At 60.4% G+C, this 13652-nt stretch carries 18 protein-coding genes; 11 read left to right on the top strand and 7 right to left on the bottom strand.

The features are described 5' to 3' along the window. The first annotated feature begins 10 nt into the window (after positions 1-10). Positions 11-418, top strand: a complete 408-nt coding sequence (locus RR42_RS29810; RefSeq protein WP_043355321.1) for a DUF4345 domain-containing protein — start codon at positions 11-13, stop codon at positions 416-418. 461 nt (positions 419-879) lie between these two features. After that, positions 880-1215 (top strand): helix-turn-helix domain-containing protein, encoded by a 336-nt coding sequence (locus tag RR42_RS29805; protein WP_043355318.1) that lies wholly within the window; start codon positions 880-882, stop codon positions 1213-1215. An 88-nt stretch (positions 1216-1303) separates the two neighbouring features. Here the strand turns inward: RR42_RS29805 and RR42_RS29800 are convergent, their stop codons facing one another. Further along, positions 1304-2530, bottom strand: coding sequence for a tyrosine-type recombinase/integrase (locus tag RR42_RS29800; RefSeq protein WP_043355303.1), 1227 nt, complete (start codon positions 2528-2530; stop codon positions 1304-1306). 526 nt (positions 2531-3056) lie between these two features. Here RR42_RS29800 and RR42_RS29795 point away from each other — a divergent pair. Together RR42_RS29795 and RR42_RS39010 are read left to right on the top strand one after the other, a co-directional pair. Then, entirely contained in the window at positions 3057-4088 is a 1032-nt protein-coding gene (locus RR42_RS29795; RefSeq protein WP_043358190.1) for a DNA-binding protein, read from the top strand. A 60-nt stretch (positions 4089-4148) separates the two neighbouring features. Then, positions 4149-4349 (top strand): H-NS family nucleoid-associated regulatory protein, encoded by a 201-nt coding sequence (locus tag RR42_RS39010; protein ID WP_373424148.1) that lies wholly within the window; start codon positions 4149-4151, stop codon positions 4347-4349. A 25-nt stretch (positions 4350-4374) separates the two neighbouring features. On the opposite strand, the gene RR42_RS29790 is transcribed toward RR42_RS39010, so the two are convergent. Continuing rightward, positions 4375-4638, bottom strand: coding sequence for a helix-turn-helix domain-containing protein (locus tag RR42_RS29790; RefSeq protein WP_043355301.1), 264 nt, complete (start codon positions 4636-4638; stop codon positions 4375-4377). Between the two features lie 330 nt (positions 4639-4968). On the opposite strand from RR42_RS29790, the gene RR42_RS29785 reads away from it, so the two are divergent. From RR42_RS29785 to RR42_RS29770, 4 genes are read left to right on the top strand one after another with little or no spacing between them, the layout of a single operon-like run. Beyond that, entirely contained in the window at positions 4969-5499 is a 531-nt protein-coding gene (locus RR42_RS29785) for an HAD domain-containing protein (protein ID WP_043355300.1), read from the top strand. Positions 5500-5504: 5 nt separating this feature from the next. After that, positions 5505-5828: a hypothetical protein gene (locus RR42_RS29780; protein WP_066735635.1), complete on the top strand. Its 324-nt coding sequence runs from the start codon at positions 5505-5507 to the stop codon at positions 5826-5828. Positions 5829-5857: 29 nt separating this feature from the next. Continuing rightward, positions 5858-6493, top strand: coding sequence for a hypothetical protein (locus tag RR42_RS29775; protein ID WP_043355296.1), 636 nt, complete (start codon positions 5858-5860; stop codon positions 6491-6493). Between the two features lie 47 nt (positions 6494-6540). Further along, the gene (locus RR42_RS29770) at positions 6541-7272 is read left to right on the top strand and encodes a hypothetical protein (protein WP_066735637.1); all 732 of its coding nucleotides are present in this window, start codon (positions 6541-6543) and stop codon (positions 7270-7272) included. A 258-nt stretch (positions 7273-7530) separates the two neighbouring features. Here RR42_RS29770 and RR42_RS29765 read toward each other — a convergent pair whose 3' ends face one another. The 3 genes from RR42_RS29765 to RR42_RS29755 form a co-directional block, all read right to left on the bottom strand. Further along, complete coding sequence (locus tag RR42_RS29765) at positions 7531-8169, bottom strand: NAD(P)-dependent oxidoreductase (protein WP_043355292.1); 639 nt, start codon at positions 8167-8169, stop codon at positions 7531-7533. A gap of 98 nt (positions 8170-8267) precedes the next feature. Beyond that, positions 8268-8999 carry an SDR family NAD(P)-dependent oxidoreductase gene (locus RR42_RS29760; protein ID WP_043355291.1) on the bottom strand — a complete coding sequence of 244 codons (732 nt, stop codon included), beginning with the start codon at positions 8997-8999 and terminating at the stop codon, positions 8268-8270. A 12-nt stretch (positions 9000-9011) separates the two neighbouring features. Beyond that, the gene (locus tag RR42_RS29755) at positions 9012-9416 is read right to left on the bottom strand and encodes a DoxX family protein (RefSeq protein WP_043355290.1); all 405 of its coding nucleotides are present in this window, start codon (positions 9414-9416) and stop codon (positions 9012-9014) included. Between the two features lie 93 nt (positions 9417-9509). Between RR42_RS29755 and RR42_RS29750 the strand changes: the two genes are divergently transcribed. After that, positions 9510-9890, top strand: a complete 381-nt coding sequence (locus RR42_RS29750) for a winged helix-turn-helix transcriptional regulator (RefSeq protein ID WP_043355288.1) — start codon at positions 9510-9512, stop codon at positions 9888-9890. 261 nt (positions 9891-10151) lie between these two features. Here RR42_RS29750 and RR42_RS29745 read toward each other — a convergent pair whose 3' ends face one another. Next, on the bottom strand, positions 10152-10991 hold the full coding sequence (locus RR42_RS29745) for a D-alanyl-D-alanine carboxypeptidase family protein (RefSeq protein WP_052495066.1): 840 nt from the start codon (positions 10989-10991) through the stop codon (positions 10152-10154). A 468-nt stretch (positions 10992-11459) separates the two neighbouring features. Further along, positions 11460-11795 (bottom strand): helix-turn-helix domain-containing protein, encoded by a 336-nt coding sequence (locus RR42_RS39005; protein ID WP_082055155.1) that lies wholly within the window; start codon positions 11793-11795, stop codon positions 11460-11462. A 234-nt stretch (positions 11796-12029) separates the two neighbouring features. On the opposite strand from RR42_RS39005, the gene RR42_RS40080 reads away from it, so the two are divergent. Next, entirely contained in the window at positions 12030-12413 is a 384-nt protein-coding gene (locus RR42_RS40080) for a hypothetical protein (RefSeq protein ID WP_124684270.1), read from the top strand. Between the two features lie 114 nt (positions 12414-12527). Next, complete coding sequence (locus tag RR42_RS29740) at positions 12528-13211, top strand: hypothetical protein (protein ID WP_043355286.1); 684 nt, start codon at positions 12528-12530, stop codon at positions 13209-13211. Positions 13212-13652: the final 441 nt, after the last annotated feature.

Genomic DNA, 13652 nt, shown 5'->3' with positions numbered 1-13652 from the left:
GAGCCAACTCATGCATCGCCTCTCTCAAATATACCTGGCCGTTTCGGCACTGGCTTTCCTGCTAATTGGCTTGCATACGTTTCACGACCCCGCTACGGCAATGGCGGGCCTCGATATGCAACCCCATTCGGTGAATGCCTTCAATGAGATCCGTGCCAACTACGGTGGCATGCATCTCGGTATCAGTCTGTTGCTGGCCCTGGGTCTACTCTCGAAGGCGTGGCGAAAGCCCTCGATGTGGATCAACGTCGTGTTCACCAGCGGCCTGGTGCTCGGGCGGCTGGTCAGCATTTCCGCTGACGGGTGGCCAAATGATCTCGTTCGAATGTTGCTTGGAATCGAAGCAGCAGCGGCATTCACCGGCCTAGCGCTGTTGTGCTTCCTCAACAAACATGATGCGCGCTCTTCCATGAGATGAGCGCTCACTTTGAGCGCCCGCGACGCGTGGACATGAGGTCATCGTTCACCCAGTCCTATCAAGTTAAACTCGCACCGATCAACCTCCACCTGTCCTGATACCGGTCTTGCGGACAACGCGCGAGATATCCGCGTTGACGGGCTTCACCGCTTTCTAAGCATCCTTTCATCGCGACGGGTCCGACGCAGCGAAGAGAACGCTAGCTCTCCCGAGAGCAGTCAAGGTGTTGGGGCCTGGCCCCAGTAGAGACTACGGAGGTTGCGTCCAGGACCGTAGTGTTCGGTCTCTTCTGGGGTCTTTCGATGCCGTGTCTGCAATTGCCACCCTCTGCGAAGTGCTTATTAGCAGGCGCAGATCTTTGCCGGCATCCGGCCGCCATTGTGAGAGTATAATTTCACGATAGTGAAACAACACAGAAAACCGCTCTCCACGCTGGTGTTCCTTTTGCAAGAACGACCTCCATGCCACGACCACTACCTGATCCGAAGCCACCGTCGCGTGCGACGATTCGCACCATTCACCAACTGGGCGACCGCATTCGAGCAACGCGGGCAGGGAAAAGGATGCCCATTGACCAGGCGGCAAGACATTGCGGGGTCTCGGTCGGCATGCTGTCCAAGCTCGAGAACGGCAAGGGCGTCAATCTCGAGCACGCCCTGCGTGCGTTGGACGGACTGGGTTTGGCGATGCTGGTCGTTCCCAGGGCGCATGCGCCTTGGCTTGAACAGGCAGCGGCCCATACGGCCAAGATCGGCGAGGACGCGGCCAGGCGACAGCACGCCTGGCTGGAAGAGTAGTAGAGGCCTGCGATCAGGCTGGGCATCAATCTCTGATGCGATCCCAGATCGGTGCGGAAATGCACTTCGCTTGGTGTGCTGACGCGCCTTATGCTTTCCTGATCCATCCGATGCGGTGCCGCTCCTGCGTGGCCTCGTGCCGCGCATCCTCTTCGCTGTGCAGATAGCCGCTCGTCGTCGACAGCGAGCTGTGCCCAAAGTTGTCGCGCACATAACGCAGGTCGACCTGCTGGTCGGTCATATGCGAGCCGGCGGTGTGGCGCAGCCAGTGGGCCGAGGCGCTGGCCAGCACCGCGGCCTGCGCCCCCCACTCGGGCCCGCGCGCCCGCAGGCGCTCCGCGGCCATGCCAAACACCTCTTTCAGGATCAGGTGCAGCGCGCCGCGTGACAGGGGTTTCTCGCCACCCTCTCTGCCAATCACCGGCAGCACCAGTGGCCGCGTCTCCCCGAACTGCGGGGTAGGCGGCAGGTCGTGGGCGCGACGGTAGCGCGCGAGTTCGGCAATCAGTTCGTCGGTCGCCGGCACCAGCCGGGTCTTGTTGCCTTTGCCGGTCACCTCGAGCCACCAGCGCTCGATGCCCTGGCCATCGCGCCGGCAGAAGAACGCGCCCATGGGGGTCGCCGTCAGCTCGGAGGCGCGCAGGCCGCCCAGATAGAGCACGGTCAGCACCCACCGGCAGCGCGCGGCGTGCCGGCGTTCCCGCGCGGTCTCGGTCGGCATGGCCGCGACGGTGTCTTTGACCGTTTCCCACAGGTCGTGGCTCAGATAGCGGGTGATGCGCGCTCGGGTGGGGGCGCGCCGGCGGCGGGCGAGGGCAAGCGGGTTGCCGGCCAGGTAGCCCGCCTCGGTCAGCCAGGCGAACAGCGCGTTCAGGATCACCATCGCGTGGCGCACGCTGGACGGCGACAGCGGCCCGGCAAACGGGCGCCAGTCGGGGTGGCCGCGTGCAAGCTTCTTGCTGCCGGCCAGCACCCAGCGCGCGGCGGGTTGCGGATCGGCGAGGAAGCGCTCGTAGGCGAGCAGGTCTTCGTGCGTCAGCGAGGACAAGGGCTTGCCCACCTGGAGCACGGTCCACAGGATCAGCCGCTCCACCTCGCGGCGATAAGTGGTGAGCGTCGCGGTGCTGTCGGCATAGCGCGCGAGCCAGGCGGTGACGGCGGCCAGGTCGTCGGCCGCGGCGATCCGCGTGGCGCTGGCGGGCGCGCGGTTGCTGCCGGCCGCGCCGGACAGCGCCGGGGTCAGGCGCAGGCGCTCCAGCGGGGTGGGAAGCGGGGCGGCCAGGCCATCCAAAGGTTTAATCGGGAGCAGTTCCATGGTGTATCGGCCTAAGCGTCGGTTTGCACAAATTTGTTCCCGCTGGTCGCACGCCAGCAAGCCGATTGCAGGGCGATGGTAACAATATTGCGTCGAGAAACGCTGCAAGAAATTGTTCCCCCAGCCGACACTTGAAGCAATTTTGTACCTTCCCCCAACGCATCGGTCCGTCGTCAGCCTTCACCCCGCCGACGGCGCGGGGCGATCCGATGGACGGGATTCAGCTGCGCAAAGCGATGACGTTCGCCGTCAGGCGTGCCACGCAAGCTAGCCGAGTCACGCCGCGCCTGCCGCCGGTGCGTGCGCTCCAGCGCGCCAGCCAGGCGTGCCCATGGGGGTCGGGAACAAAATTCTGCAAAAAGAGGGCACAAATTTATGCATACCGACAGGGGCAGCGTGGGGAGGCGATTCGAGCCAATATTATAGACATAAGCGTACTTATGTCTAAACTTTTACACGAATCTTGTTATCCACTACGTATTACGTAGTAATATTTAACTCTGAATGTCCAAAAAGGTGCTCGACCATGACGCCAGACGCTGTAGATCCCCTTCGCCTCGAAGCCGAGGTCGAGCAGTTGCGGCACCTTCACGCCGACACGCGCACGCTCTACCGCGAGGTGTGCGGGCTGCTGTTCTTTCGCTACGGCATCACGCCCACCACCAACAAGCTCTATCAACTGGTGCGCAAGGGCAGCATGGGCACGCCGGCCCAGGCGCTGCAGCAGTTCTGGCAAGACCTGCGCGCCCGTTCGCGGGTCACGATTGACCATCCCGATCTCCCCGACAGCCTGAAGCAGGTGGCTGCCGACGCCGTCCAGACCATCTGGCGCGCCGCCGGCGAAGCCGTCTTGGCCGAACTCGCCGCGACGCGCCAAGACATAGAGGCGCAGGAGCAAGTCGTCGCGGCCGAGCGGGATGCCGCGCAGATGGCTTTCGCCGACGCTCAAGCCGCGCTCACCGCGCTCGAGCGCGAGCGCGAGGCGTTGCGGGCTGAATGCCGCCAGTTGCAGGAGCAGGTGGCGCAGGCGCGCGGCGCCGAAGCAGCCGCATCGACGCACCGGGAGGCCTTGCAGAGCGAACTGCTGGCGGCGCGCGAGCAGGCGGGCGCCGCGCGCAGTGATTTCCTGGCGGAGCTGGAGCGCATGCGCGAGCAACTCGAAGCGATGGAGGCGCGCGGGGACGCTGCCGTGCGGCGTGCCCAACTGGAATTGGACCAGGAACGCACGGCGCGGCGCCAGAGTGACCGGGGACTCGATGCGGCGCGGGTGGAGGTGGATCGCTTGCGCGACATGCAGCGGCAGGAAGCGGTGGCCGCGGCCGAAGCGCTGGGTAGTTGGCAAGCCCAGGCGCAGGCGGCGCAGGTACGTTGCGCGGCGCTGCAGGACGCGCAGGAGAGCGGACAGCAACAACTGGGTGCCGCCCAGGAGGCCTTGGCAGAAATGACCCGGCGGGCCGAGCGTGCCGAGACTGAACGGGACCTGTCGCGCGAGTTGCTGGGCAATTGGCGCGACGGCGCCAAGGTGCGATCCGGGGCACGGCGCAAGGCCGCCGCCTAACCGCTTCGAGCCACCGCCCATGCACGCGCCCCATGAGATTGCCCGCGCCGACGCCATTCGCTGGGTGCGTATCAAGATGGCGCAATCGGGCCTGACACTGGCCGATTTATTGGCGGCCGGCTGTTTCGCGCCCACAGCGGCACGGCCACGCTACCGCAAAATGCCGAGGGGCAAACCTGGGATGGGCGAGGGGAGCGTCCCGACTGGTTTCAGCGGGCCATCAACGCCGGACAGCAGCCGGAATTCTTTCAGATCGACTGAGGAATCTGCGCCAAACGCCCCTGGCTCAATGACGCGGGGCGCGCTTGCGCGGGGGCGTCACGTCTGGCACGCGAAACAGTTCCGCGACCGGGACTTCCAGGGCGAGCGCCAGCCGTTCAATGACGTCGATCGACAAATTGCGGGCCGCCCTTTCGACGTGTGCCAGAAACGAACGGTCCATGTCCGCTTGCCAGGCCAGATCTTCCTGCGTCCATGCATAGGCCGCGCGCAGTCGCCGAATATTCAGGGCGAGCAATTCACGAGCGGAGGGCTGATGGACACGGGACATGCGTCCATATTGCGGACCGTTCCCTTATCTGTCAGTGGTCGTTGAGTCACAATATTTTCCTGCTATATAAGCTCGCCGTTTCCATGAAAGACAAGGCTTTCCGAACATATTCTTGCGTCAAGGTCTTCTCATTCTGTAGTCGTTGAGACACAATGCCGCCTTTGCAGCGGCCCTTAACCAAGGGCTTCGCGCGGCGTCACACTGCTGCGCACACCGATCGCCGCCCCGCGCGCATAGCACCGAGAGGGCCTGCCGCCGAACGGCGGATCTGGGGCGGCAGGCACGAGCGGCTACGCATTGCCCTGCGTCAGCGCAACGACACGATGCACGATGATTTTGTTTCTGGACTACGACGGTGTTCTGCACCCCGATGCGGCCTATCTGGTCAATGGCCGGCCTCAATTGCGTGCGGCAGGCTCGCTGTTCATGTGGGCGCCGATTCTCGTGGAAGCTCTCGCCCCCTATCCCCAGGTCCAGATTGTTCTCTCCACGTCGTGGGTGCGCGTGCTCAAGAGCTTCAGCCGAACCCAAGCCTATCTGCCCGCTGCGTTGCAGGCGCGCGTGATCGGCGCTACTTGGCATTCGGCCATGGCGCGACACCATGAGGGTGCGCACCGCATCGACGCGAGCTGGTTCAGCGAACTCACGCGGTATGCCCAGATCGCGCGATACGTTGCGCGATCTGGGCTGCGGGCCGAACATTGGCTGGCCATCGACGACGACAGCGAGGGCTGGCCCGTCGCGCTGCGCGACCACTTGGTCGAGACGGATGGGGCGCTGGGGCTTGCGAGCGCGTCGACACGGTGCGACCTGACCCAGCGACTGCAGGGGATGGCCGCAAGCACGCTCAGCGGGAAGTGAACACCATGCTACGCGTGACCGTGGAACTCATTCCAGACGGACAGGAAGACTGCCGCCGAACACTTGGGCAGCTTGAGATCGAGAACATCGCGGGCGATTCGCTGGTGACCGGTGCCTACCGAATCGTCATGGACGAGTTCGATGCGCGGGGCCCGGGGCCGCGCACAACGTTCCGGACCATCGCATCGCTAGACAATGTGGAACGGGACCTCGTTCGCCCAATGCAATTGGTCGGCATGGCGCTTAGCGTCGTGGCACCGGTTAAGCGCACGATGCATCGTTCGGAGGACGTGCCGCAGGGCACCGTGCTATCGCGCGAGTCGATCTAAGACGGTTTCGAGTTGCTGGGAGGGGTACCATGGCTGAAAAATTTGTATTCCGAGACCTGGCGTTTCGCGCGGGTGCACACCTATGGTCCAACCCCAAACTGCGCGGCACCCCGGCGGAAATCCCTATCATCCTCGCGCGTCCGACCCTGTTTGATGTGGTCCAACTCGCCCAACGCTACCCGCTGGAAACGTTGTACCGGGCGAATCGCCGGCTCCGGGCGACCCGGGAGATTTCCGAGCGCCAGTTTCTTCGCACGCAGGAGATTCTGCGCAACATCCAACGCGCAAAGAATGATGGTGCGCTCAGTTGCGAAGATTGCGTGACGGCGGTGACCGTAGGTTACGAAGATCCTCCGAGGGAGGAACGAACGTCGACACCAGCGCAACGACACTGCGCATTGGCGAATTGGTTGCCGGGCGGACTGCAAACCATCAAATCTGAACCCGAAGAATACATCCGCCTTGACGACGTGCCGTCGGAGTTCACGGTGCCTCTCCGTCGATGGCTACGGTGGCAACTCGATTGCGCGCCGGGCCAGTCGTCGGGGTGGCTGATCGATACGCCTGACGGCCAGGGTCTCTCACACGGCGGATGGTGCGCTTTCCTGTCCTGGCTAACCGACGCCTTGCTTTGTCGATTAGATCAAATCGAAGTTGGTATGTGACGAGCATCGCTCCGCCGCCGCTTCGACAACTTTCATGTAGCCGTCCGATGCAAAACTCTCTCGTTGTTCTTTCCCTTCCGGGCGCGTGGGTCTCCCGTGCCGAATTTCTATCCGCGCTAAGTTCTCAAGCGCCAAAGTATCGTCTTGTTGACGGCATGCTCACGGATTTGCACACGGGGGAGAGCGTCCTCATCGAGTTTCGGAAAGGACGTCGTAGGAATACCGTGCTGGATTTTTGGTGTTTTGGTCTGCACTGGCACGACACCAGCGAGATGCGTGCAGTGAGGCAGCACGCGTCGTGCGTCATTATCAAGGGCGCGGGGGGCAGTTTGCATCGGATGATGCATCTGATGGCTGCGGCAAGCGCTGTGGTTCAAGCTGGGGCGCTGGGTGTGCTCGTCGAGCACGTCGGCATTGCCCATACGCCGCAAAAATGGCTGGACTTCGCGAGCGAGGGCGTCGATGGGATTCTTCGGGCGTTTGTCGTGACGGTCGATGGGGCCGGCAGCGGTGCCTATAGTTGCGGTATGCATAATTTTGGGATGAAGGAAGTCAGTGCCCCGGCCGAAATCCCAAACTGTGCGAATGTTGTCGGAATCATTACCCGGCATTTGTTGGTGAAGGGCGCGAGCATTGCCCGCGGACAAACTATCGCCATCGGCGGGAAGGCAGACCGGTATCAATTTTGGGATGTGCGATCTGCGGTGGCTCCCGATGGGGCCGTATTCGACCACCAAATTGGCACGTGGAAGCTGCTGCGTGCCGAGGCCATCCATTAGAGTTCGAGGCAGCGCTGTGGACTGACGAGAACGGCCGTAGGAGGCGCCCTTCACCGACGTCAAATGCCGCCGTCCCGTACGACACTCTTGGTCGCTCATCATTCATGCGCCGAGAGTCCAGTTCGTGACTGAAAGGCGGTGCAACTCCCAACAGTCCCGGAAATCGATGTGTTTTACCGCTTTGTAAGCAGGACGGAAAATCAGCGTTCATGAACACTGGGCCGGGCAGTTAAGCGCTTAGCGGTCTCCTCCCCGAAGTCATTGTCGGGTGCTGATTCCGGGAGCCCGGCGAACGAAATCGTGGTTCGCAATTTGATCAAACATGAATTTGGCCAAGTCTTCACGGGCGACCGTCAGCGAATGCTTGGCGTGACCATACAAGCCGACGTTGAGTTGCTCCGCGGCGTGGCGATTCTTCAATACAGCCGCTCGAACCATTGTCCAATCAAGCGACGAGATACGGATCGCTCTTGCAAGTCCGATCATATCTTCGTAAGCACTTGGCATCGCGAACTTGATGATTGCGGCAGGCAGCCAGATCTTGAGGTCGAAATCATCGCCAGGATCAGCGGCTGTCCCGGTCGAGACCGCGATGAACCGCTTCACCTGCTCGCGTTCCATCGCTGAGATGATTGCCCGGGTCGCCGTAGTGATTGGCATACCTTTCGGGTGTGGCTGCCTGGCAGGGCCCAGCGCCGAAAGCACCGCATCTGATCCACGGATTGCGTCTCGCAACAAGTCAATATCGGTAAACTCGCCTCGGACAATCTGCACATTGGCGTTCTCAAACTTACTGCTGGAACGTGCAAAGACGGTGAGTTCGAAGCCGCGCTGCAGGCCCTCGTTTACAAGGGATGGCCCGGTTTTCCCGGTCGCTCCGAAAAGGGTAACTTTCATCTCTCTCTCAATTGCCGCTTCACAGCCTCAGGTGCTAGTGGCCCGATCAAATTTGATAGCATTGCATACGTGTTCGAACCACGGACAGTTGCTCCGAGCTATCGAGCGCTGTCGATGATCGAGCCGCCGTCGGGGGTAAGGCTGTATCCGGTCAAAAACTGGGCATCCTTACTCGCCAAGAACAGGACGACAGGCGCAATATCGTCTTCCGGCGAACCATAGCGGCCGAGCGGGTTGGTCGGCGGAGGGACGTTGGTTTCCGGACCCCATGTCTCGGCCACCGGCAGTACATTATTCACCGTGATCTTGTCGGGGCCCCACTCACGGGCAGCGGTGCGGGTGAGAGCGCGCACTGCCTCTTTGGCCATGTTGTACGGACCATATCCCACCAAGCCCAGGACACCAGCCATTGAGCCGAAGTTGATGACACGTCCTTCACCGCTCGCCTTGAGGTAGGGGTACGCCGCCTGCATCGTCCGCAGATACGCAATCGGTCCCATCTCGAAATTGCGCTGCAACTGTTCCGTCGACAGATCGGTAATGGAAGAGAACGGCGCGGATGAGTCGAAGGCATTGTTGACGAGGATGTCGATCCCGCCATAGGTAGCGACGACTTTATCCACCGCTGCCTTAATCTCGCCGGCATTGGCGATGTCGCAAAGCGCGCCGATTGCCGTTCCGCCATCAGCGCGAATGTCGGCAACGACCGCATCCACATTGGCCAGGGTGCGCGAAAGAACGGCCACTTTGGCGCCTTCTGCGGCAAACAGTTTTGCGATGCCGCGGCTGGCACCAGTGATGATCGCGACTTTTCCGTTGAGTCGAGCCATGGTTGATCTCCGTTAGTTGAGGGATGTTTGGCGCTCCGCAAATGGAGCGTAGGGGGACGGGGTCTCGCGAGCGATGTTCTGTGTTGCGAACGACGAAACGAGCAGCACAACGCCGACTACCGCAGGCAGCGCACCTCTCAGTTCACGGACGCCAAGGTGAGCCAAACCAGACAGCAGCAGGTGATAAAACATGCCGGCGTAGGCCAGGTCGCTTAGCGGCGCGCTGACGCGCGCCAAAATGGCGGCCACGCCCAGGAGCTTTACCGCAGTGAGAAACGGTACGAGATAGCCGGGATAGCCAAGGTCTGTAAGTGCCTGGACAACCCAAGCCCGTTTGGCTAAATACATCGTCGCGGAAGCGAGATAGAGCAAGGAGAGCAGCGCCGTGCTGATCCAGTACACGTAACTTTGAGTCATGAGGTTTCCTAAAGCTGGGGGATTGCATCGACACGCAACAGAATGTCGTCTAAGCTAAAAGTCAGCAAGTAGGATGAAAAACTGGTGGTTAGTATGGAAAAGAAGACTAATGGCGGCGATGAGATCAACATGCACGAGGAAATGCGCCGGGCATTTGCGCTACTGTCGGGAAAGTGGAAGCTGGAAATCATGTGGCTGCTCAACCAGCGGATCTATCGCTTTGGGGAACTGCGCAAGGCCATACCGGGGATCACTCAGCACATGTTGACGGCACAGCTTCGTGAATTGGAGGCGGATGGCCTAATATCGCGCACGGTGTTTGCTGAGGTGCCGCCGCGCGTCGAGTACGAGATCACGGCAAAGGCGCGCGGCTTGGGGGCCACGATGGAGGCGCTGACAGCGTGGTGGAATGAGTATGGGAGAAGTGTGCCGGCGAAGCCGACGTCGCGCGGGCGCAGGGCAAAGGGGAGTTAGCGCATCCGGCATGAGACTGCGTTTGCCCCGGCACCGGTTCGCATCACGCTCGCCAAGCGCAGGGGTGAGCATCGTCAACCCGCTAGTGAGGGAGAGTCTTAACGTGCCAGGAATTACACAAACTCCCGTCAACGGCGACCTGGAGTTCTCGTGCTTCGCATTGCGCGCCCCCATACGCCGGCACAACATGCAGTCAGAGGGCTATACCGCTGCTTGCCGTTGACCATCCCCAGCGACGAGCGGCTCAGAGCCGCAGCGGGCTCAATGAAAGCCGTAATCGATCAGTTGCCTGCCCGCGACGAAGCGCCCATCGTTGGAGGGTGCGCCGAGAACCACAGCGAAAACACGTCGCATCGCTTTGCCCTTGGCCACCGAGCGCTTTGCCGTGACCGCCAGGCAATAGCCTGCCTTGGCAGTATGGCCCGTCTTCAGGCCATCGATAGTTGGATCGTCCAGCAGCCGATTCTTGTTGTGTCTGGTGAAGCTGCCATAGCTGAAATCCCGCTGAGCGGAGAAGGCCAGGTAGACCGGAAAATCCTCCGTCAAGCGCACCGACAGGTGGGCAATGTCTCGGGCAGTCGAGTAGTGGTTTGGCGTGGTAATGCCGGAAGGGGTGGCGAAGTGACTGGCACTCAGCCCTAGACGATTGGCGTAATCGTTCATTTTCCCTAGAAATGCGTCCTCCGACCCGGCGACCGTACGGGCCAGGACCATTGCCGCATCGTTTGCTGAGACAACAATGAGACCCGTCAGTAGGTCCTGAATGCTGATGATCTGGCCGGCCTGGAGGCGCATGGTTGCCTCGTCGCCGCCCACATGAGCAAGGTCGCTGGCCTCCACACGCACCAACTGTTCCCACTTGATCGTGCTCGCCTTCAGGGCGTCAAGCACGACGTAGGCTGTCATCATTTTAGTTAGCGACGCGGGCTGTAGACGCTCGTCAGCATTCTTCTCGAGCATGACGCGATGCGAGCCGCTGTCGAGCAAAATGTAAGAGCGTGCTGCAATCTGTGGAGCCTGCGCGGCCGTTGCGGGGAGGGGGAGGGCGCCGAAAGCAAATGCCGAGGCGGCAAGAAAACGAGTGAAGCGCAAAAAAGGCATCAATGAACTGTCGTGCGTGGGCCGAGGCGTGAGGCCGCCTCGAGGAGAGCATTGTGTCACCCGCGCATAAGGGGGTATGGACATCCACCTCAGAACTTGATGCCCATGGACATCCGCCATCGTGGTCACCTAGTCAACTTCCCCACATTCCTTTTGTCTATCCGCCCTGAGACGGCGAGAAATCGCTCCCCCAGCAATGAGCGTTATTGCCCCGGCTACAAGCGAACGACGCGCATCTGACCCCGAACACCGTCAGGTGTCGACGTTTTCACTTTCAAAAAATGAAACTAGGGCAAGCCGGCATCGCCGGCGCGTCAGGCGTTCGAGTGTGTGCAACTTCGGAACCGCCGATAGGCGGCTGTCCACACCCTTGTGGTGTGGGCAGCGAAGTTGTGCACACGGGGAAGCGCTGAGCCCGAGTCGCGGGGCACATGAGAGCGTTCCGGAGCCAGCTCGTTTTCTGTGGTGCTATTTGATGAGACCTTCGGGGAGCATTGTTGCAACCAGTTGCCTAAGGCGCTTACGCTCGGAATTTGATATGCGACTCCACGCCAGCACTATTTCTGCGAGGTCTTCGTCTTCGCAATAAAAATATGCCGCTGGCACACGCAGCACCTTCGCCAACTTCAAAGCGATTTCAAACGGCGGTTCGTGCACGCCTGTTTCGTAACGGCTAATTCGCGCGCTCGCTGTATGTTCATCAAGTCCAATTTGGACGCCCAGTTTGTCTTGTGGAATATCCTCGTCGCGCCGGGCGGTCCGAAGCCGGCGGCCAAATAGAGACGCTGGCTGCTGTTTTTTCATTCTACGAATATCGTAGAAATCGCTTGTTGAATCTCTACGTAATTCGTAGAATCGATGATGCTACCGACCAACGTCGACGGACCGACTCTCAGCTTTGCTGAGGTCACTCCAACAAATACGTCCCTCAAAAAATGCAGCTAATGCCAAACTCAACCTTTAAAACTCTTGTTGGCCGGTGTCATGCTATTCACTGACAGCAGTTGGGAAGAGCTACATCCCATAAAGAAGAGGCTCATGCAGCCACTTCTTGCGTGGCGCTGCGTTGGATGGACGGACCTCACGCCGAACTTCTTTGTCGTGGCCTCCTCTCGCGGTGCGGACTGCGCGGCCCCGGATGGTTGGGTGGTGGACGGTGCCGAAGCGCTGATTCAATTGGTACTGCAACTTGGCGATGTTAGCTTTTCGGTTCACTTGTTGGCTCGTAGTGAGGATGACGCTTCCGTCACGCTCTGCCGAGTAAGCGGGTTGTGGCAGGAGGCAGAGGGAAACGATAAGGGTGTCGTGAACTACTGGTATTCGACCGCCGACGGAGAAACGAGACGGTGTTCGCCTGTCGCATTCGGTACGCGTGTTGAGAGACCACGGCTGGTGAAAGTATTGAGCTTCGAAAACGGGTGAGCACGTGCGAGATTCGAAATCTGCGGCGGCCTGCAGAACGCGCTTATCCGTGAAGGCCGGCGCAGTCTGGAGACCATGCGGGCTCAAACGCTCTCGCTTAAGTAAGGAATGACCATGCCGCGCTCTACGCGTGCTACAGAAAACGAAACATCGCTCGATGAGGAATGGGTGGACCACATCTTCCATCGCGCCGTGATTGCAGCCATCTTGTTCGACCCGAAGGTCGCTGAAACACTGCTTGAAATCCCTGATGCGGCGCTTGGTCGGCTCTTCAAGAATCATCTTTGCAAGGCCGTTGGCCAGGCCACGGTCTACGGCATCGATTTCCCCGCGCTTTGCGAGGAGGAAGATAGGCTTCGCGAGCGCGTTAGAGCTGAGTCGAAGCAGGCGCTAGAAAATAGGCGCTCCCGTAGGTACCACAATGCGAACCCGGAGCGCTACCCTCTCGTGCTTCAAGGCAAAGTGCTCCGAATGCATGACTTCCGCATCTCGGCAGGCCTCACGGAAAAGAAACTGGCTAAGCTTGTTGAATCGCAGCGAGTATTTCGCGTCTACTTTGGTCCCGAAGCCTTTTACCCAGCGTTCTTCCTCTCGACGACGATTTTTCGCGACGACTTCAGAAAGGTCATACGTGGTCTCGGCAAAGTCGACCCATGGTCTATGTTCGACTTCTTCACGACCGCGATTGAGGCGTTGGGTGGGGCTACACCGCTTCAACGACTATCCGCGGGGGATGTTAAGCCGGTAGTGCAAGAAGCCAAGACCGCCGCCGAACAATATGCCCGACTGTTTCCATAGGTGACCAATATTTCGTACCTCTGCTGGCCATGAAAGAACTTTTGAACTCCACTTTCAACGACTCCGACACTTCTGGTCGTGCCGGCAGTCGGGTTCGCTCTCAGCCTAGTCGGAGTTTCGTTTCGACGCTTGCCTACCGCGGAGCGCGCCAACCGCCCCTCAGAATCAGCGGAAGAAGAGATGAACTCTGATAGCCGTATCGACCTTGAGACTGCGCTTCGCAAGTTCCACGAATTGGGCTTAGAGGACGGGGACCTAGGATATGCCTACTGGTATGAAGTCGGACAGCTACTGAAACGAGCGGCAGGCATGCAAGCGCGAATAGAAGAGCTCAGCAAGGAGTTGGAACAGTGTCGCGCCGCGCGGCGGAAAGCGGATTGAAACGAACGTAGCGCCGCAGTGCCTGTGAGCTAGCCTGGATTAACTTAGGCGCGTGAGGCC

The organism is Cupriavidus basilensis, assembly GCF_000832305.1.
In the GTDB taxonomy this organism is placed as follows: Bacteria; Pseudomonadota; Gammaproteobacteria; order Burkholderiales; family Burkholderiaceae; genus Cupriavidus; species Cupriavidus basilensis_F.
This window is presented reverse-complemented; position numbering and strand designations above follow the sequence as displayed.